A 19,434-nucleotide genomic window follows, 5' to 3' on the forward strand; every position below is an offset into this window, starting at 1 on the left:
CACCCTAGGGAAACTCTGATCAACACCACCAGCAGACATGAAAAGCCGTCCAGGGCCGCGTGTTTTGCGTTCAAACCCTCGATTTTTGCCGTTTTCGGCGCATTTGCTGCCGGTTTCCCAAACTACGGGCGCACGTCGACCACGGCAGGTAATAAATGCTTACGCTTCAGCCACAGATTCGACAGCGCAAACAGCGTCAGCACCTGCGCGGTGTTCTTCGCCAAACCGCGATAGCGCACCTTGACGTAGCCGAACTGGCGTTTGATCACCCGAAACGGATGCTCCACCTTCGCCCGCAGGCTGGCCTTGGTGTACTCCCTACGCTTGGCTCGCTTCAATTCACGTTTGTTCTTGATCTGCTTCAGCTTCGAGCGCTTCTCCGCGATCAGGTAGCGCAGCTTGCGCTTGCCCTTCATCTCATCGCGCTTCTCAAGCCCGGTGTAGCCGCTGTCCCCGCACACCGTGGCTTCCTTGCCGTGCAGCAGCTTGTGCGCTTGCGTGATATCGGCCACGTTGGCCGCCGTGCATTCGACGTGGTGCACCGCCCGGAGTCGTCGTCCACCCCGATGTGCGCCTCCATCCCGAAGTAATACTGGTTGCCCTTCTTGGTCTGATGCATCTCCGGATCGCGCTCGCCCTGCTTGTTCTTGGTCGAGCTGGGCGCAGCGATGATCGTGGCGTCTACGATCGTCCCGCCGCGCAAGCTCTGCCCCTTGCGCCACAGATGCGCGTTCACCCGATCGAACAGCTTGCGCGCCAGATCGTGCTGCTCCAACAAATGGCGGAAGTTGAGAATCGTCGTCTCGTCCGGCACCTCGTCCAGCTCGCCGATCTTGGCGAAACGGCGCATCGACACCGTGTCGTACAGGGCTTCTTCCGCTGATGGATCGCTCAGCGCATACCACTGCTGCAAAAAGTGGATGCGCAGCATCGTTTCCAACCGATACGGCTGGCGCCCCGGCTGCCCGGACTTCGGGTAGTGCGGCTCGATCAGCGCCAGCAAGGCCTTCCACGGCACCACTTGATCCATCTCGGCCAAGAACACCTCGCGCCGTGTGCGCTTGCGCTTGCCGTTGTACTCCGCGTCGCCGAAGGTCAGTTGCATCGAAATCGTCTACTCGGGTCCTTGATCGATTGTCGCAGATCAGGATGGATTGTTCAGAGTTTCCCTAGCGCCTACTCGTCACTTTTCAGTTACTGTCTTGCTGCGCCGGGATGAACTGCGTCTCCACTGCCTTGGCCAGTTGGTCCGGCGGCAACAGGCCCTGGTCGAGCAGGAAGTTGTTGAAGGCCAGGCGATCGAACTTCTTGCCGAGCGCCAGTTCGGTGCGCATGCGCAGTTCGAGGATGCGGGTGTAACCGTAGAAATAGCTGCCGGCCTGGCCGGGGGCGCGGACGGTGTAGCGGTCCAGCTCCTGGCGGGTCATGGCGGACGATAGGCCGACATCGTCTTCCAGCACCTGGCGCGCGCGTTCGCGGTCGATCAGGCCCAGGTTGAGCATCGGGTCGAGCATGGCGCGTGCAGCGCGCAACAGGCGGAACTGCAGGGCGATCAGCTGACCGTCCAGCGGTTCGTACGGCACCATTTCCGCTTCGGCATACAGCGCCCAGCCTTCGACGTTGACCGAGTTGAAGGCGAACATGCTGCGCGCCAGCGAGACGCCGCGTTCGACCATGGCGGTGAACTGCAGCTCGTGACCGGGACGGCCTTCGTGGGCGCTGAGCGTCCAGGCGGCCGAGCCGAAGTTGAAGTCGTCGTACTGCTCCTTCTTGCCCTCCTCTGCGCTCGGGTTGCCCAGCGGCAACACGAACTGGCCCTGCTGGCCGGTGTTACCGATCAGCGGCGCGGGCAGGAAATGCGGCGCCGGTTGCGCGGCGCTTTCGGCGGCGCTGCCCAGACGCATCTGCATCGGGCGGTTGGGCACATCGACGATGCGCTGCTTGCGGATGATCGGGTCGATCTGATCGATCACACCGCGGTAGTGGGTTTCCAGCTGGTCGTCGGCGATGGTGTTGCCCTTGAGCGCGCGGATCACCTGCACGTAATCCTCGCCTTGCACGCCCTTGGCCTTGGCCACCAGCGGGGCCAGCTGACGCATGGCCGAGCGGGTCTCCATGAATTCCAGTTGCGCGCGCTGGATCAGCTGCTGCGGGGCGATATCGATGCCCACCTGCTTGAGTTGGTACGCGTACAGCGGTTCCGGCAGGCGGGTGTCCTTGCGCGCCTTGGGCAGCACGGTGGTGCGGGTCCAGCTGGCGTAGTCCTTGAGCTGGGTGGACATGGCCCTGAGCGCCTCGTCGGCGCCGGCGATCTTGTACTTGGCGAACAGCTCGCCGATGCCGGCAACGTAGGTGTCCACATTGGCCAGTGCCTGTTCCACCTCGCGCTGGGTGGGCTGCAGCAGCGCGGCGTTGCTCAGCTTTTCCTCGTAGCGCTGGCGTGCCAGCGTGGTGGTGGGCGTGCTGCCCGGCACCAGGCCGACATAACGCTTGAGGCGATCCAGCGCCTTTGCCCGGCGCTCGGGCACGGTCTGGTCGGACAGCAGGCCATTGAGGCCGCTGAAGACCGCCTCCGGGGCGTCGCTCCAGGGCAGCAGGTAGCGCTCGTTGAGCTCGCTGCCTTCGATGTTCTGCTCGGCGGCGCCGATCATGATCTGCAGGTCCTGGCGCACGTTGGCATCGCGCTCGGTGGCCAGCTTGGCCTGCAACGCGGCACGCGCCTTGCGCATGGCATCGCGATAGCGCGCGGCGTTGTCAGGGCCCAGGTCCACGACCTGATCGTCATAGCCGGGCACGCCGAAGAAGCTGGCGTATTCGGGCTGGAACGGTGCCTGCGCAGTGAGCAGGATCTGCGCATAGCCGTTGCTGGTCTGTACCCAGGCAGGCGCAGCCGGTGCGCTGGCGGTGCTGGTGCTGGTCTTTGCCTGCAGCGGCAGACAGGTGCCGAGCGCCAGGGCGACGGCAATCACGAGAGGCTTCATCGGGAAGATTCCAACAGGACGATGCGCGACCGTACGCGGAGCGCGTGGCGCCGGCAACCTGCCGAAGGTCATCGTCGGTCCAGGCGCGCACGATCGACCCACCGCCGGATGCGGTGTGCTGCGGGTGATCGAAGCGTCCGCGCAATGGACACGCGGACGCTCGATTCAGCGGGAAAGCCGCAAGGCCATGCCTTCAGGGCGCCAGGCAGCGCGCCAGGAACGCGTCGGCAGTCTTGTAGCGATGCAGCGCCGTGCTGCCGGACAAACCGTGCTTCGCACCGGGATAGGTCATCAACTCGAATGCGGTGCCGCGCTGCTGCAGCTCGCTCATCAGCGCGGTGGAGTTGGTGAACAGCACATTGTCGTCGGCCATGCCGTGGATCAACAGCAACCTGGCGTGCAGGCCGTCCAGGTGGGTGGCGACACGCGCGCCGCGATAGCCGGCGGCATTGCCGGCCGGCAGGTCCATGTAGCGCTCGGTGTAGTGGGTGTCGTACAGGCCCCAATCGGTGACCGGTGCGCCGGCCACACCGCACGCATAGGCGTCGCTGTGCTTGGCCAGCAGCATCAGCGTCATGTAGCCGCCGTTGGACCAGCCCTGCACGCCGATGCGCTTGGCATCGACCCAGGGTTGCTGCTTGAGCCAGGCCACGCCCTGCAGCTGGTCCTCCACTTCCACCGTGCCCTGCCTGCCGTACAGCGCGCCACCGAAATCGCGGCCACGCCGCGGGGTGCCGCGGTTGTCCAGCGAGAACACCACGTAGCCGCGCTGCGCCAGGTACTGGTCGAACAAGGCATCGCCGCGGCTGGCCCAGGCATCGAGGACGGTTTGTGCAGCGGGGCCGCCGTAGACATAGACGATGACCGGGTAGCGTTTGCTCGGGTCGAAGTTGTCCGGCTTGGTCAGCCGATAGTGCAAGGGCGTCTTGCCATCGGCTGCGGCGAGCGTACCGAATTCGATCGGGCGCTGGGCGTCGCGGTACCTGGCGTAGGGATGCTGCGGGTCGTCCAGATCGTTGTTCAGCAGCGTGGCGATTTTTTCGCCATTGGCACGAAACAGTTCGATCTGCGGCGGGGTGGTGGTATTGGACCAGGTATCGACATACACGCTGGCATTGCTGGCGAAGCTGGCTGCATGGGTGCCGTGGATGGCGGACCGCTTTTCTATCGCGCCGCCGCCCAGCGGCACGGCGTAGATGTGGGTCTGGGTCGGCGATTGCTTGCTGGCCGAAAAATATACCTGCCCGGCTTGCTCATCGACGGCGAGCAGCGCGTCGACCACCCAGGGGCCGGAGGTCAGCGGCGTGAGCGTGCGCCCGTCTTCCGATGCCACATACAGATGCTCGTAGCCGCTGCGCTCGGAGTTCCAGATGAAGCGGCCGTCCTTGAGGAACCGCAGGTCGTTGGTCAGCGGCACCCAGGTGGGCGAGGTTTCGGTGATGAGGGTGCGCTGCGCGCCGCTGGCCAGCGTGGTTTCGACCAGCTCGAGGGTTTTCTGATCGCGCGACTGGCGCTGGAACGTCAGCCGCTGCGCATCGCGCCAGTCCACCCTTGCCAGATAGATGTCCGGGTTGTTGCCCAGGTCGATCCACTGCGGCGCCGCACCTGCGCGCGGGGCGATCACGCCAAGCTGCACGGCCACGTTCGGCTGGCCGGCCTGTGGATAGCGCTGCTCCACCACCTCGGTGTGGTCGGCATACACCTCCGGGCGCTTTTGCACCGGCACGCGGGATTCGTCGATGCGCGCGAAGGCGATCGCCGAATCGTCCGGCGCCCACCAGTAGCCGGTATGGCGGTCCATCTCCTCGTCGGCGACGAACTCGGCCACACCGTTGCCGATGGTGTCGCTGCCATCACCGGTCAGCTGCACCTGCTTGCCGCTGGCCAGGTCGATCACCCACAGGTTGCGCGCACGCACGAAGCTGACGAAGCCGCCCTTGGGCGACAGCTTGGCGTCGGTGGCAAAGCCTTCGCCATGGGTGAGCTGGCGCACGGCCGCCGCGCCGGTCTTGCGCAGGTCGTACAGATACAGCTCGCCGCCGAGCGGAAACAGCAGCGCGTGCGCATCCGGCGCCCATTGGTAATCGACGATGCCGGCGTAGGCGGCGATACGCTGGCGTTCGCGCCGGGCCTTTTCGACGTCGCTCAAGGTCTCGGTGCCGGGCAGTACCACTTTGGAATCCACCAGCAGCCGGGTCTGGCCGCTGGCGATGTCGTATTCCCACAGGTCCAGCTGGTTGCGGTCGCTGTCCTTGCCGCGCAGGAAGCTCACTCGCGCGCCATCCGGGGCCACCTTGGGCTTCATCAGCGTCGGGCCGGACAGCGGCAACGGGCCGGTGATGGCCTCCAGAGTGAGTTTTTCGGCGTGGGCCATGGGAGCGGTGCTGAGCATGAGGGCAAGGGCGGCAAATAGTGCGCGCATCGAAGATCCTGTCGGAAGACAGCACACAGGATGCGTGTGCGTGGCGTGTTTGAGAAGCGTGGCGATGATGCGTGTGCGCGATCAGAGCTGTACGCGTGGTTGTGTGCGTGTGATGCAGGGGGGTACCGAGGCTGTGGTCGCTCTGGTTGGGGCCGATGGAAGTGCGCGCGGGCTGGTTGCAATGGGCGCGCTGCGGCTGCTGCATGCGCATTTCATGCGAAGTAGATTGCAGGGGGCGGTAGGCCTGGCGCTACGTGCGCACCCTCACCCCAACCCCTCTCCCGGAGGGAGAGGGGCTTGAGCCGCCGCGATGATGTCGCGTGCGGTTACTGCGCTCGCTAACCGCTACTGCTACTACTGCCAACACTGCGAGTGGTGATGCTATTGCGGCTTGCTGTTGCTGCTGGCTGTGCAGTCGCAACAGCCGCCGCTTTCGCCGTGTGTACAGTTGCGCAACCGCTCCTACGACGTTGCCTTAGCGCTTGCCGAACAGGTGCTTGCGCTCTTCGTCGCTGAGTGGCTTGCCTGCGTTGGGGTTGACCTGCTCTTTGAGCGCGTACGCGCGTTGGGTGGCCGGGCGCGCGGCGATGGCGTCGTGCCAGCGCTTGAGGTGCGGGAAGGCGGCGTAGTCGGGGCGCAGGTCGCCGTACACCTCGATCCACGGGTAGCTCGCCATGTCGGCAATGCCGTAATCGTTGCCGGCCAGGAACGCATGCTCGGCCAGACGCTTGTCGAGCACGCCATGCAGGCGGCGAACCTCGGCGTTGTAGCGGTCGATTGCGTAAGGAAGCTTTTCGGGCGCGTAGACGTTGAAGTGGCCCATCTGGCCGGTCATCGGGCCCAGCCCGCCCATCTGCCAGAACAACCATTCCAGTGCAGCGATGCGGCCGCGGGCATCGCGCGGCAGGAAGCGGCCGGTCTTCTCGGCCAGATACAGCAGGATCGCACCCGACTCGAACACGCTCTGCGGCGCGCCGCCATCGGCCGGGGCATGGTCGACGATGGCCGGCATCTTGTTGTTGGGCGAAAGTTGCAGGAACGCCGGGGCGAACTGCTCGCCCTTGCCGATGTCGACCGGCTTGAGGCTGTAGTCCAGCCCGGCTTCTTCCAGGAACAAGGTGACTTTGTGGCCATTGGGGGTAGGCCAGTAATACAGGTCGATCATGCGTGCTCCGGTACGTAGGGGTGATGCGCGGCTGAGCCGACACGGGCGCCAATAGCGTGCATCGCCATGCGTCAACGCGCTGCAAGCTGGCTTGCGGCCAAGCCGAGCCTGCGCCTGGCCCTGTCGGTCGGGGTGATTCCTTCGGAACGGGATTGGGCAGTGGAGATTGGAGATTTGCGTAAGCACAAGCGCGGCAAGCCTGCCGATCCCGAATGACCAATCCCGACTCCCCGCCCTGCCATCGACGCCCGATGGTACGACCAAGCCATTGCCTGCGCCTGCACTGGACGAAGCCGGCGCTGGAACGATGTGTGACGCCATTGGCTCGCGGCCGATGCTGCACTGCAAATTGACTTTGTTAAGCCGGCGCTAACAAATGCGCGATTGCGCCACTGACCTTTGCCTGTCCCATCCGGGGCCGGCTTTTTCTTCACTTGGGGATGGAATCATCGTGAGAGAGCTACGCACCCTGCCGCGCACGCGGCGCTTGACGTCTGCCCTGCTGTTCGCCCTGTCGACTCCGCTGGCCGCGCAGACCGCGCCAGCGCCGCAGTCGGCCTCTACCGTCCCCGGCTCCAGCCAGGCCGACCCTGCCACCCTCGATACCGTCCAGGTCAGCGGTATCCGCGGCAGCCTCACCTCGTCGATGAACGTCAAGCGCGATGCACAGGGCATCGTCGACGGCATCGTGGCCGAGGACATCGGCAAGTTCCCCGATACCAACCTGGCCGAATCGTTGCAGCGCATCAGCGGCGTGTCGATCGACCGCTCGCTGGGCGAAGGCTCGCGCGTGACCGTGCGCGGCGTCGGCCCGGACTTCAACCTGGTGCTGTTGAACGGCCGCCAGATGCCCGGCGCCAGCATCGAGGAATCCAATGCCTCCAACTCGCGCGCGTTCGACTTCGCCAACCTGGCGTCCGAGTCGATCTCCGGCATCGAGGTGTTCAAGACCAGCCGCGCCAGCACGCCTACCGGCGGTATCGGTGCCACCATCAATATCAAGACGGCCCGCCCGCTGGACAATCCGGGCATGCATGCCAATGTGGGTCTGAAGGGCGTGCACGATGCGTCCAACGAGAACCTGCCCGGCCGCCTGCAGGGCGATTCGCTGACGCCGGAAATCTCCGGCATCTTCAGCACCACCTCGGACGATGGCCGCTTTGGCGTGTCGCTGAGCGGCAGCTACCAGGAACGCGACTTCGGCTACAGCCAGGTCGGCGTGCCCAACGGCTGGCGCTCGTTCCGTGGCGATTCCACCGCCTACGGCACCATTCCGCAGCCGGGCACGGCGGGCTCGGAGAACATCGTCAACCGTCCCGGCCCCAACGATATCTACTCGGTGCCGCAGAACCTCAACTACCGCGTGGTCGGCGTCGAACGCCAGCGCACCAACGGCCAGCTGGTGCTGCAGTACAAGCCGCTGGACAACATCACCACCACGCTGGATTACACCTACTCGGAAAACAAGATCCAGCAGCAGCGCAACGAGATGTCGGTGTGGTTCAACTACGGCCCGTCTGCCAGCGCCTGGACCAATGGGCCGGTGGCCGGCCCGATCACCTATTCGGAAATCGTCGATCCGGCCACCAGCGACCTGGCCACCGCCGGCTCCAAGGCGGCCACGCGCAACCAGAACAAGTCGCTGGGCTTCAACGTGGATTGGGCGGTGAACGATCAGTTCAAGCTCAACTTCGACATCCACCGCTCCACCGCCGAAGCCGGCGCGGACAGCCCGTATGGGTCGAGCAACTCGCTGGGCGTGTCCGGGTTCTATCGCGGCACCTCGGTGGTGGATTTCAGCAAGGATTTCCCGGTGCTGCAGCAGCAGCTGGGCTTCGGGCTGACCGGGCTGGATCCCTCGCGCACGCTGGTCACCGGCTCGGCCTTCCGCAACAGCTACATGAAGTCGGAGATCGACCAGGCGCAGGTCAACGGCGACTTCACCTTCGAAAACTATTCGCAGTTGAAGTTCGGTATCGGCAGCACCGAGGTCAAGAACCGCTCGGCGTTCTCCAACGTGCAGCGCGATACCTGGGGCGGCAACGGCACCGCGGCCGATTATCCGGATGACCTGTGGATTCCGAGCTCGTTCGCGCAGTATTTCGATGCGATCGATGGCAGCGGCAATCCGGCGCAGTTCGACCAGCTGTTCCTGTTCGACTTCGAGCGTGCACGTCAGGCCGCCGCGCAGGCTGCCGGCGATGACGCGCTGTACCGCATCGCGCCGGTGTTCACCACCGACCGCCGCGTGACCGAAAAATCCAAGAACGCCTACCTGCAGTGGAACAACAGCTGGGACGATCTGCGCGTGCCGATCAGCCTGGCCGCGGGCGTGCGTTACGAAGAAACCAAGGTGGATGCGCAGGCGCTGGTGCCGGTGGCGGTGGGCATCGACTGGGTCGCCAACAACGAGTTGCCGATCCGCCTGGCCGACTCGGCGTTCTCCGGCGCCAGCGGCAAGTACGAATACTGGCTGCCCAGCCTGGACCTGAGCTTCAAGCTCACCGAAGACCTGGTGCTGCGCGGCAGCTACGGCGAAACCATCGGCCGTCCCGGCTGGGGCGATATCCAGGGCGGGCAGACGCTCAACCAGATCGCGCGCGTGGAAGGCGGCACCGGCCAGGAAGGCAACCCCGGCCTGAAGCCGCTGCTCTCGCACAACATCGATGTCTCGCTGGAGTGGTACTACAGCGATGCCAGCTACGCCTCGGTGGGCTTCTTCCGCAAGAACATCGACAACTACATCGGCGTGACCACGCGCAACGACACCTCGCTGGGCCTGAACACACCGATTGGCGGTGCGTACTGGAACGAGGCGCTGGGCAACGGCTGCGCCTCGGCCGACCTGACCTGTATTCGCAACTACATCTTCCGCAACCGCGCCGGCGCGCCGGGGGTGGTGCGGGGTGCGGACGACGCCAACGGCAACGCCACCGGCGTGATCAGCGGGCAGCCGGGCGACCCGGTGGCCAACTTCGCCATCACCGCGCCGGCCAACCAGCGCTCGGCCTCGCTGGACGGTTGGGAATTCAATCTGCAGCACATGTTCGGCACCAGCGGCTTCGGCGTGTCGGCCAACTACACCAAGGTCGACTCCGGGCTGACCTACGACAACGCCGTGATCGGCGAGCAGTTCGCGCTGGAAGGCCTGAGCGACTCGGCCAACGTTGTCGGCTTCTACGACAAGGACAAGTGGCAGGTGCGTGCGGCCTACAACTGGCGCGACGAGTTCCTGGCCGCGCGCTTCGACGGCAGTGGCCAGCCCAACCCGGTCTATACAGAGGCCTATGGCCAGCTGGACCTGAGCATCGGCTACCAGTGGAACGAGAACCTGTCGCTGAGTCTGGAGGCGATCAACCTCACCGACGAAGTGCAGCGCCAGCACGGCCGGCATCCGAACCAGATCGTGTATGCCACCCAGACCGGCCCGCGCTACATGCTGGGCCTGCGCTACAAGTTCTGGTGATCTGAGGCCTGTACCAGGCGTCCCGGCGGCAGCGCTGCCGGGACGCTGCTGCAACCCTCACGCGCAGTGCCCGGATGCGGCGCAGCCGGCACTTGCCGCGCGATGGGGAATGTCCAAGCATGGGCCACGCGCCCCCGCGTGATATAGCGACCCCCATGACCAATGCCGTGTTGTTGAACAATCTCGATCACCGCGATCTGCGCGTGATCACCGCCCGCGGCGCCGCCTATGGCGACGACGTGATGTCGGCGGCGACGTTTCCGCAGGAATTCCGCCAGCTGCAGGGCCAGTACCCGATCGTGTTCCACCGCAGCGACAGCGGGCGGTTCCAGCCGCTGGCCTTGCTGGGCCTGCGCCTGGGCGAAAACCTGTTCCTGGATGGCGCGCGCTGGGATGCACCGTATATTCCGCTGGCGATCCAGCGCCAACCGTTCCTGATCGGCCAGCAACCGGAAGGGCCGATGGTGCACGTGGATCTGGACAGCCCGCGCGTGAGCACCCAGGACGGCGAACTGCTGTTCCGCGAACATGGCGGCACCACCGATTTCCTGTATCACATCAGCCAATTGCTGCGCACGCTGCACGACGGGCTGGCGGCCAGCGATGCCTTCGTCGAACGCCTGCTGCGTTATGAGTTGCTGGAACCGTTCGTGTTCGAAGCCACCCTGGACAATGGCCTGGACTGCCGCCTGGCCGGCCTGCACACCGTGCACGAAGAACGCCTGCGCACGCTCGGCAATACCGCCTTGCTGGACCTGCACCGCCACGGCGACCTGGAACCGCTGTACATGGCAGTGGCCTCGATCGCGCAATTCCGTCACCTGCTCGAACGCCTCAACCGCCGCCATGCCGGCTGAGCCGCGCGCCATCGACGAACGCCATGGCCTGGCTGCGCAGCAGCTGGATCCGACGCTGCTGCGCTCGACCACGCCGCTGGTGCTGCGCGGGTTGGTGCGCAACTGGCCGCTGGCGCGCGCCGGCGCGCAGTCCGCGCAGGCCGCCGCCGCGTACCTGCGCGGTTTCGACCGCGGCGAGGCGGTGGTGGCGCAGGTCGGGCCGCCGGAGATCGGCGGGCGCTTCTTCTACAACGCGGACCTGAGCGGATTCAATTTCCGCCCCGAGCGCGTGCCGCTGGGCGTGGTGCTGGACACGCTGCTGCGCGACCTGGGCAACGCCCAGCCACCGGCGATCTATGTCGGCTCCACCACGCTGGACACCTACCTGCCAGGCCTGCGTGCCGCCAACCCGATCGCACTGCCGCAGGCCGCCCCGCTGGGCAGCATCTGGATCGGCAACCGCACCCGCATCGCCGCCCACCAGGACCTGCCGGACAACCTGGCCTGCGTGGTCGCCGGCCGCCGCCGCTTCACCCTGTTTCCGCCGGACCAGCTGGGCAACCTCTACATCGGCCCGCTGGATCTCACCCCGGCCGGGCAGCCGATCAGCCTGGTGGACATCACCGCGCCGGACCTGCAGCGCTTTCCGCGCTATGCCCAGGCGCTGGAGCACGCGGTGGTGGCCGAACTGGAGCCGGGCGATGCGCTGTTCATTCCCAGCATGTGGTGGCATCACGTCCAGGCGCTGGACGGCTTCAACGTGCTGGTGAATTTCTGGTGGCGGCAGAGCCCGGCCTACATGGATTCGCCGATGAACGCGCTGATGCTGGCGCTGCTCACCGTGCGCGACCTGCCGCCCGAGCAGCGCGCCACCTGGCAGGAAGTGTTCCGCCATTACGTGTTCGAGCCGGATGCGCACACCGCCGCACACGTGCCCGAGGCCGCACGCGGCGTGCTCGCGCCGATGGACGACACCCGCGCCCGCACCCTGCGCGCCCGGCTGCTGCAACGTTTGAATCGCTGAGGATTGCCGATGGACCCTGCCCCCGCTTCCGATCCACGCCAGCGCCCGGTGCGGCGCGTGGTCATCGCCGGTGGCGGCACCGCCGGCTGGATGGCCGCGGCCGCCCTGTCCAAGCTGCTTGGCCGGCAGCTGCAGATCACCCTGGTGGAATCGGACGAGATCGGCACCGTGGGCGTGGGCGAAGCCACCATCCCCAGCCTGGTCACCTTCCACCGCCTGCTGGAGATCGACGAGGCGGCCTTCATGGCCGCCACCCAGGCCACCTTCAAGCTCGGCATCGCCTTCGAGCACTGGCGCGATGTGGACAGGCACTACATCCACTCCTTCGGCCATACCGGCACCGATCACTGGAGCGCAGGCTTCCACCACTTCTGGCTGAAGGGCCAGCAGCGTGGGGTGGCGCGCGACTTCGGCGACTACTGCCTGGAACTGCGCGCCACCCAGGAAGGGCGGTTTGCACACCTGCCCAGCGGTGGCATGAACTACGCCTACCATCTGGATGCCGGCCTGTACGCGCGTTTCCTGCGCCGCTTCAGCGAAGGCTTCGGCGTACAGCGCATCGAGGGGCGCATCGGCCAGGTCGAGACCGACCCGGAGAGCGGCTTCCTCACCGCGCTGACCCTGCACAACGGTACCCGCGTGGAAGGCGATCTGTTCATCGACTGCACCGGCTTTGCCGGCTTGCTGATCGGCAAGACGCTGGGCGTGGGCAGCGAGGACTGGTCGCAGTGGCTGTTCGCCGACAGCGCGCTGGCCGTGCAGACCGAGTCGGTGGGGCCACCGGTGACCTACACCCGCGCGCGCGCCGACCAGTCGGGCTGGATGTGGCGCATTCCGCTACAGCACCGGGTGGGCAACGGCATCGTCTATTCCAGCCGCTACATGGACCAGGATGGCGCCCGTGCGGTGCTGGAACGCAACCTCACCGGGCGCGCGCTCACCGAACCGCGGCCGCTGCGCTTCACCCCCAACCAGCGCCACCGCGTGTGGGAAAAGAACTGCGTGGCGCTGGGGCTGGCCAGCGGCTTCCTGGAGCCGATCGAGTCCACCAACATCCACCTGATCCAGCGCGGCATCGTGCGCCTGCTGCAGACCTTTCCGCAGGTCATCCACCCGGTGGACATCGCCGAATACAACCGCCAGGCCGCCGATGAGATCGCCCACATCCGCGATTTCGTGATCCTGCACTACCACGCCACCGATCGCCGCGACACGCCGTTCTGGCGCGACTGCGCCGCCATGGACATCCCCGACTCGCTGCGCCACCGCATTGCGCTGTTCCAGGAGAGCGGGCGGGTGTTCCATCGCGGCAACGAGTTGTTTGCGGAGAATTCGTGGGTGCAGGTGATGCTGGGCCAGGGCATCACGCCCCGCCAGCACCACCCGGTGGCCGACCTGATGGGCGATGCGGAGCTGAGCCAGTTTCTGGAGGGCATCCGCCAGCGCGTGGACGCCACCGTGGCCAGGCTGCCGCCGCATGCGGACTTTTTGCGACACCATTGCCCGGCCGCCCCGCTGCCCGGCCTCCCCGTCCGGGTGCCGGCCGACGCCGCACTGGCGCCCCCGGCACGATGAATTCGCATCCGGCATGCGCAACCCTTGGCTTACACCGCCCCAGCAATGCTAGATTGCGGCATTGCCGCCCATTGCGGGAACAATGGCCGGCGCTCGCCGCAACGTATCTTTCGCACTCGGGGTAAGGGGGACGCATGTTGGATCTGACACAGGGCCGTATGGCACGCCGGATCGCGCCGGTCATTTTGCTGGTTGGCCTGGCTGCCTGCTCCAAGCAGGAAGACAAGGCCGCCACCACCACGCCAGCTGCCGGCACCACGCCGACCACGCAGGCGCCGACGCCGGCCACCGCGGTGTCGCCGCAGGTGCAGTCGATGGCCACCGAGCAGTTGCGCGAATCGGCCACCAAGGCGCTGCAGGACAACCGCATGTACGCCCCGGCCGGCGACAACGCAGTGGAGTACTACCTGGCGCTGCGCGAGAAGCAGCCGCAGGACGCCACCGTCAACAGCGCACTGACCGACCTGCTGCCGTACACCCTGATCGCCGCCGAACAGGGCATCAGCCGCGAAGAATTTCCCGAGGCGCAGCGGCTGATTGCGCTGATCGAAAAGGTCGACCCCAAGGCACCGGCACTGCCGCGCCTGAAGAGCGGCCTGGAGACGGCCATGAAGACCGCTGCCAGCCGCTCCGAACAGGATGCCGAGCAGGCCAAGAAGCTGGCCGAGGACAAGGCCAAGCAGGCCGCAGAGCAGAAGCGCCTGGCCGAACAGCAGACCCGCGAAGCTGCCGCTGCCCAGCAGATTGCCGCCCAGCAGGAAGCCGCACGCCAGCAGGCGGCCGAAGCCGAGCGCCAAGCCGCGGCCAAACGGCCTGCCGAACCGGCAACGCCGGCGCCCGCCGCACCGCGCCCCACACCGGCGGCTGCGGCCGCTGCACCGACGGCGCAATCGCTGCGCCCGATCAGCACCCCGGCACCGCGTTACCCGCCCGAAGCGCTGCGCGCCGGCACCTCCGGCGAAGTGCTGGTGGAACTCACCGTCGGCACCGACGGCTCGATCACCGCCTCGCGCGTGCTGCGCGCCAACCCGCCGCGCGTGTTCGACCGCGAAGCGCTCAACGCCGTGAAGCGCTGGCGCTTCGAACCGGTGGCCGCACCGGTGACCACCCGCCGCACGCTGTCGTTCAACCCGGGTGGCTGAGTGGGTGGCTGGGCGATTGCGCGGCTCTGCACGCGGCTGAGTTGGTGCGTTGGTTGTTGATGGTTGATAGTTGCTGACAATTGATGCACTGCACTTCTGGCAACTACCAGGCGCCCACCAAAAAGCCCGCAGCGATGCGGTTTTTTTGGTGGCTGGCCATCCGTACCCTCATCCGCCCTTCGGGCACCTTCTCCCGAGGGGAGAAGGATTAAAGCCCCTCTCCTGCGGGAGAGGGGTTGGGGTGAGGGTACGGCGACCAAGTGGACGTCACGCACTAAGAGCAGCTAGCAAAACTACTGCGCGGCCGCCAGGCGGGCGCGGTCGGTGCTCGGAATCGGCATGTACCACTCGTACACTGCGGTTCCTCCGCGGCGTCCGCACCCACCTGCCGACCGCTCGCTACGTTTCGTCAGCCGCTCCAAGCAGACAACAAGGACGCTCAGTCATTCAACATCAACATGCGTCACCGTGCATTCGTATTGGCAATCCGTACCCTCATCCGGCGCTGCGCGCCACCTTCTCCCGGCGGGAGAAGGACACATCACCCGGAAATGGCCAGGCGCTCCTGGTGATACCGGCGCACCGCCGCATACCACAGCAGCGCGGCCAGGCCAAAGCCCGCCAACAGATACACCGCCCAGGTCTGCGCATCGATGGTCTCGTGGCGGATCACCTTGAGCAGCATCTGGTTCTGCGCCAGGAACGGCACCGCGAAATGCCATAGCTGCGTCTTCAGCGGATACGCCATCAACGCGTAACCGGGCAGCATCGGCAGCAGCAGCAGCCAGGTCATGTGCGCCTGTGCTTCCTTCATGCTCTTGGCCGCAGCGGCCAGATAGGTCAGCAGCGAGGTGCCGACGAACAACATCGGCACCAGGATGAACAGCATCTGCAGCATCGGCACGAAGCCGACGTTGAGCTGGCGCCCCAGATTCGAGGTGGACAGCTGCGCGCTCAACTTGAATGCCAGCAAGGTGAGCAACAACGACACCATGCCGATCACGCAGGCCGCCGCGATCTTGCCGCTGACGATCGCGCTGCGTGGCGCGGGCGTGGCCAGCAAGGGCTCCAGCGACTGGCGTTCGCGCTCGCCGGCAGTGGCGTCCAGGATCAGCGAGGCGCCGCCCAGGAACGAGGTAATCACCAACAGTACCGGCAACAGCATCGCCATCATCTGGCCGCGCTTGGCTTCGGCGGTGGCCAGGTCCTGCGCAGCGATTTCCAAAGGCCGGCTCACCTGCGCATCGATACCGCGCGCCAGCAAGCGCAATGCACCGACCTGCTGGCTATAACCGCTGAGTGCGGCCTGCAGGCGCATGCTGGGCACGTCGGCCTCGCGGCGGGTGCTGTCCTTGATGATCTCCACCAACGCCGGGCGGCCTTCGCGCCAATCCTGCGCGTAGCTGTCGCTGATGCGCAATGCCACATCCACATCCTGTGTGCGGATTGCAGCGGTCAGATCGGCGGGCGCGTCCACTGCGTTGAGCCCTTGCGCGGCCAGAAACCGCACCAGATTCGGTGCGTTGGCGCGACCGAGCGTGGGGATGTCCAGCGGCTTGTCGATCTGCGTGCGCACGCGGCTTTCGCTCAGGGCGCCCATGCCCAGGATCAGGATCGGGTACAGCAACGGCGACAACAGCAACGCCAATGCCAGGGTGCGACGGTCGCGTGAGATGTCGCGCAGTTCCTTGCGCAACACGGTCCATAGCGTGGACAACAATGATGGGGTGCTCATGCGTGCAGTCCCTCGTCCGAGCCGATCGCCTTGACGAAGGCGTCTTCCAGATTGTCTTCCCCGGTGGCGGCACGCAGTTCGTCGGCGCTGCCCGATGCCACCACCGTGCCCTTGGCGACGATGACGATGCGATCGCACAACGCGGCCACCTCCTGCATGATGTGGCTGGAGAAGATCACGCAGCGCCCTTCGGCACGCAGTTGCTGCAGGAAGCCGCGCATGGCGCGGGTGGTCATCACATCCAGCCCGTTGGTGGGTTCGTCCAGAATCACGTTGCGCGGGTCGTGCACCAAGGCCCGCGCAATCGCGGTCTTGGTGCGCTGGCCCTGGCTGAAGCCTTCGGTCTGGCGGTCGAGGATGTCGTCCATGTCCAACGCCTTCGACAGCAGGCGCGTGCGCTGCACGATCTGCGTGCGCGACAGGCCATGCAACTGGCCGAAGTAGGCGATGTTCTCGCGTGCGGTCAGCCGCTTGTAGACACCGCGCGCATCCGGCAACACGCCCAGCGCGCGGCGCACCGTCACCGGGTCGCGGGCGGCATCCACGCCATCGACGGTGACACGCCCCTGGTCGGGCGACATCAGCGTGTAGAGCATGCGCAAGGTGGTGGTCTTGCCGGCGCCGTTAGGCCCGAGCAGCCCGGTGATCTGGCCATCGGCGGCGCTGAAACTGACCCCATCGACGGCTTTCACCAGCCCGGTCTTGGTCTTGAACGACTTGTGCAGGGTATCGACGACGATCATGCGAGCGCCTCCGTGGCGCGGTCGATGCGGCTCATGGTTCCCATCCGTTGAACGAGGTGAAGGCAGGCACGGTGTTGAGGCTGGCCACGCAGCGGGTATCCAGCGCCTTGGCATCGGCCGTCTGCAGGAACTGGCTCAGCACCTTGGGCATGCAACCCAACCGGAACACGCCATGCCCCTGCCCGGGCGCAATCACGTGGCGGCCATTGGGCAGCCCTTGCAATACCCGCTCGGCGTAGCGTGGCGGTGTCACCGGATCAAGCTGCCCGGACAGCAGCAGCACCGGCAGCGTCGAACGGAATGGCGCGCTCGCAGCGGCCGGTGCCGGCGTCGATGGCCACACCTTGCATGGTGCGAAGAACATCTCTGCCACCTCGTTGCCCAGCAGTGTGGTGTCCTTCTGTGCGGGCACGTGATACCGCCCGGCATCTTCGCTGCACAACACCGACCATTGCATCAGGCGATTCATCTGATCGGACATGCCCGATGCGCTCATCTGCGCCAACGCCATCAACGAGGCGTAGCGGCCTGCGGCAGCTTCATCCAGCACCAGCGGCAACAGCGAGGCGGTTTCCGGCGCATACGAGAATCCGAACGCCAGGCCCACGACGGTGTCGGCAGTGACCTGCTCGTTGCGCAAGGCGCCCGTGCGCGGGTCGCGATACTCCACCGCCACCGGTGCCTGCCGCAACCGCTCGACCACCTGCCGCAACTGCGTGGCGGTATCCACCGGAAAGCGCTTGGCGCAGGCTGGTTGTTGACGGCATTGCGCAGACTGCAGCGCGATCGCATCTTCGAAGGTGCGTGCGAACTCGCCGCCGATCACCAGATCGTTCGGCGCCACGCCATCGATCACCACGGTGCGGGTGTGCTGCGGGTAGCGCGCGGCATAGTGCTGCGCCACACGCGTGCCGTACGAGGCACCGATCAGGTTCAGCGTTTGCACGCCCAATGCGGCGCGTACCGCGTCCAGATCGCCGATGGCTTGGCTGGTGGTGAAGTAGCGCGGGTCGGCATCGTTGCGCAAGCCCTCGGCGCACCTGCGCGCATAGTCGGTCAATTGCTCGGCGCTGGCCGCGCTGCCGTTTTCCAGATCCAGCGGCTTGCCGGCCGCATCGCGACATTCCAGCGGGTGCGAACCACCGGTACCGCGCTGATCGACCAGAAAAATGTCGCGCTGCTTGCGCACCTCATGCAGCCCCATGTCCACGATGGCCGCGACCTCGGTCGCCGACTGCCCCGGCCCACCGGCAATGAAGAACACCGGGTCCGGCGCGCTACCGGCACCAGCGTCGCTTTCCAGCCAGGCGATCTTCAACGCAATGCTGCGCCCGCTCGGTGCGGCCGGATTTTCCGGTACGCGCAGACTGGCGCACTGCGCTTCGATATTGCCTGCGGCGCCGCCAGAGCTCAGCGTGCACGGAGTGAACTGCAGTGTGCCGTAACGACTGCCTGCGGTGCTGCCGGGCGGCGTTGTCGCAGCCGGCTGCTGGGCGGTGTTGCCCGGCGTGGCTGCGGCGGTTTTCCCGGCAGCGTCCCGTTCTGCAGCGGGTGCTGCAGCGGGTGCTGCAGCGCGCTGGCATCCGGCTGCCAGCAGTGCGATCAGCACTGCCGCCACCACTATGGATTGCTTGACCATCGTCATCCTATCTCCTGGTAGTCCCTGTCCCCTGACGTTGCATGCGGCCACACGTGACCGCAGCAACTACAGCGTGTTATGTACTTTGAGGTGAGTGCGAATCTCAAAGTGCATAACACGCTCTAATGCCCGTCTTCGTAGAGAAAGACGTGCTCGATCGATTCCCCAAACAACCGTGCGATACGGAACGCCAGCGGCAGGCTGGGATCGTATTTTCCGGTTTCCAGCGCATTGACGGTCTGCCGCGAGACACCCAGCTGCTCTGCCAGCTCGCCCTGCGACCAGCCATTGGACTCGCGTAACTCGCGCACGCGACTATTCATTCAAAACGACGCGCGTTGATGACTTTGCTGATGCCGTAGATGGCGCACAGCAGCGGGAACACCCACAGCATCGCCGCGCTTGCCGGGATGTCGATCAGCTGCGCAGCCTGCAGGAACCCGGCGGTCATATACGCACCACTGACCAGGCCGGCAGCGATGGCGATCGCTTCCAGCTCGATACGCCGTTGCATTTCATCCGAATCACGCACAAAACGTGCCACCGCACGAATGACCAGCACGACCAGCACTGCCGGTAGCAATGCGATCAGTACCCGCGCCCAGTCCGGATTGACATGCGTAAGCAGATAGCGCCAGAACAGCATCACCACCACGTATGAGCGCCCGGCAGTCACTGCAATCGCCACCAGCGAAGCCTGGTGCCG

Annotated in this window: 14 protein-coding genes, 1 other RNA gene and 1 pseudogene; 7 read left to right on the top strand and 9 right to left on the bottom strand. The window is 65.9% G+C overall.

From position 1 onward, the window contains the following. Positions 1-122 precede the first annotated feature (122 nt). The 4 genes from HG421_RS17245 to HG421_RS17260 all read right to left on the bottom strand — a co-directional run bounded on the left by HG421_RS17245 (position 123) and on the right by HG421_RS17260 (position 6,568). A protein-coding gene (locus HG421_RS17245; protein WP_169707428.1) for an IS5 family transposase occupies positions 123-1,105 on the bottom strand; the annotation gives its coding sequence in 2 pieces (ribosomal slippage) (positions 123-544 and positions 544-1,105; 984 coding nt in all). Between the two features lie 85 nt (positions 1,106-1,190). Next, positions 1,191-2,981 (bottom strand): DUF885 domain-containing protein, encoded by a 1,791-nt coding sequence (locus HG421_RS17250; RefSeq protein WP_169707429.1) that lies wholly within the window; start codon positions 2,979-2,981, stop codon positions 1,191-1,193. A 193-nt stretch (positions 2,982-3,174) separates the two neighbouring features. Beyond that, the gene (locus HG421_RS17255; RefSeq protein WP_169707430.1) at positions 3,175-5,403 is read right to left on the bottom strand and encodes a S9 family peptidase; all 2,229 of its coding nucleotides are present in this window, start codon (positions 5,401-5,403) and stop codon (positions 3,175-3,177) included. Between the two features lie 475 nt (positions 5,404-5,878). Beyond that, positions 5,879-6,568: a glutathione binding-like protein gene (locus tag HG421_RS17260; RefSeq protein WP_169707431.1), complete on the bottom strand. Its 690-nt coding sequence runs from the start codon at positions 6,566-6,568 to the stop codon at positions 5,879-5,881. Between the two features lie 66 nt (positions 6,569-6,634). On the opposite strand from HG421_RS17260, the gene HG421_RS17265 reads away from it, so the two are divergent. From HG421_RS17265 to HG421_RS17295, 7 genes are all read left to right on the top strand, one after another. Next, entirely contained in the window at positions 6,635-6,784 is a 150-nt protein-coding gene (locus HG421_RS17265; RefSeq protein WP_169707432.1) for a hypothetical protein, read from the top strand. Between the two features lie 235 nt (positions 6,785-7,019). Continuing rightward, a complete protein-coding gene (locus HG421_RS17270; RefSeq protein WP_169707433.1) occupies positions 7,020-10,034 on the top strand; it encodes a TonB-dependent receptor in 3,015 nt (1,004 codons plus the stop codon). A gap of 155 nt (positions 10,035-10,189) precedes the next feature. Then, positions 10,190-10,891, top strand: coding sequence for a SapC family protein (locus HG421_RS17275; RefSeq protein WP_169707434.1), 702 nt, complete (start codon positions 10,190-10,192; stop codon positions 10,889-10,891). After that, entirely contained in the window at positions 10,881-11,894 is a 1,014-nt protein-coding gene (locus tag HG421_RS17280) for a cupin-like domain-containing protein (RefSeq protein WP_169707435.1), read from the top strand. The genes HG421_RS17275 and HG421_RS17280 overlap by 11 nt, the downstream gene beginning before the upstream one ends. 9 nt (positions 11,895-11,903) lie before the next feature. After that, positions 11,904-13,469, top strand: a complete 1,566-nt coding sequence (locus tag HG421_RS17285; RefSeq protein ID WP_169707436.1) for a tryptophan halogenase family protein — start codon at positions 11,904-11,906, stop codon at positions 13,467-13,469. A 134-nt stretch (positions 13,470-13,603) separates the two neighbouring features. Further along, positions 13,604-14,611: an energy transducer TonB gene (locus HG421_RS17290; protein WP_169707437.1), complete on the top strand. Its 1,008-nt coding sequence runs from the start codon at positions 13,604-13,606 to the stop codon at positions 14,609-14,611. A 339-nt stretch (positions 14,612-14,950) separates the two neighbouring features. Then, positions 14,951-15,026, top strand: a non-coding RNA gene (locus HG421_RS17295) — sX9 sRNA. A gap of 126 nt (positions 15,027-15,152) precedes the next feature. Here the strand turns inward: HG421_RS17295 and HG421_RS17300 are convergent. The 5 genes and pseudogenes from HG421_RS17300 to HG421_RS17320 form a co-directional block, all read right to left on the bottom strand. Next, positions 15,153-16,346: an ABC transporter permease gene (locus tag HG421_RS17300; RefSeq protein ID WP_169707438.1), complete on the bottom strand. Its 1,194-nt coding sequence runs from the start codon at positions 16,344-16,346 to the stop codon at positions 15,153-15,155. Further along, on the bottom strand, positions 16,343-17,089 hold the full coding sequence (locus HG421_RS17305; protein ID WP_169707439.1) for an ATP-binding cassette domain-containing protein: 747 nt from the start codon (positions 17,087-17,089) through the stop codon (positions 16,343-16,345). Before HG421_RS17305 ends, HG421_RS17300 begins: the two co-directional genes overlap by 4 nt. A gap of 31 nt (positions 17,090-17,120) precedes the next feature. After that, positions 17,121-18,734 (bottom strand): alpha/beta fold hydrolase, encoded by a 1,614-nt coding sequence (locus HG421_RS17310; RefSeq protein WP_169707440.1) that lies wholly within the window; start codon positions 18,732-18,734, stop codon positions 17,121-17,123. Positions 18,735-18,850: 116 nt separating this feature from the next. Beyond that, on the bottom strand, positions 18,851-19,051 hold the full coding sequence (locus HG421_RS17315; RefSeq protein ID WP_169707441.1) for a helix-turn-helix transcriptional regulator: 201 nt from the start codon (positions 19,049-19,051) through the stop codon (positions 18,851-18,853). Further along, a pseudogene (locus HG421_RS17320) lies at positions 19,048-19,386 on the bottom strand (hypothetical protein); the annotation flags it as partial. The pseudogene HG421_RS17320 and the gene HG421_RS17315, both read right to left, overlap by 4 nt. Positions 19,387-19,434: the final 48 nt, after the last annotated feature.

This window comes from Xanthomonas campestris pv. badrii, from assembly GCF_012848175.1.
GTDB classification, from domain to species: Bacteria; Pseudomonadota; Gammaproteobacteria; order Xanthomonadales; family Xanthomonadaceae; genus Xanthomonas; species Xanthomonas campestris_C.

Coding starts and splice junctions, on each gene's coding strand:
- HG421_RS17250 (WP_169707429.1), bottom strand. CDS start 2,981: ATGAAGCCTCTCGTGATTGCCGTCGCCCTGGCGCTCGGCACCTGTCTG.
- HG421_RS17255 (WP_169707430.1), bottom strand. CDS start 5,403: ATGCGCGCACTATTTGCCGCCCTTGCCCTCATGCTCAGCACCGCTCCC.
- HG421_RS17260 (WP_169707431.1), bottom strand. CDS start 6,568: ATGATCGACCTGTATTACTGGCCTACCCCCAATGGCCACAAAGTCACC.
- HG421_RS17265 (WP_169707432.1), top strand. CDS start 6,635: ATGCGTCAACGCGCTGCAAGCTGGCTTGCGGCCAAGCCGAGCCTGCGC.
- HG421_RS17275 (WP_169707434.1), top strand. CDS start 10,190: ATGACCAATGCCGTGTTGTTGAACAATCTCGATCACCGCGATCTGCGC.
- HG421_RS17280 (WP_169707435.1), top strand. CDS start 10,881: ATGCCGGCTGAGCCGCGCGCCATCGACGAACGCCATGGCCTGGCTGCG.
- HG421_RS17285 (WP_169707436.1), top strand. CDS start 11,904: ATGGACCCTGCCCCCGCTTCCGATCCACGCCAGCGCCCGGTGCGGCGC.
- HG421_RS17290 (WP_169707437.1), top strand. CDS start 13,604: ATGTTGGATCTGACACAGGGCCGTATGGCACGCCGGATCGCGCCGGTC.
- HG421_RS17300 (WP_169707438.1), bottom strand. CDS start 16,346: ATGAGCACCCCATCATTGTTGTCCACGCTATGGACCGTGTTGCGCAAG.
- HG421_RS17305 (WP_169707439.1), bottom strand. CDS start 17,089: ATGATCGTCGTCGATACCCTGCACAAGTCGTTCAAGACCAAGACCGGG.
- HG421_RS17310 (WP_169707440.1), bottom strand. CDS start 18,734: ATGACGATGGTCAAGCAATCCATAGTGGTGGCGGCAGTGCTGATCGCA.
- HG421_RS17315 (WP_169707441.1), bottom strand. CDS start 19,051: ATGAATAGTCGCGTGCGCGAGTTACGCGAGTCCAATGGCTGGTCGCAG.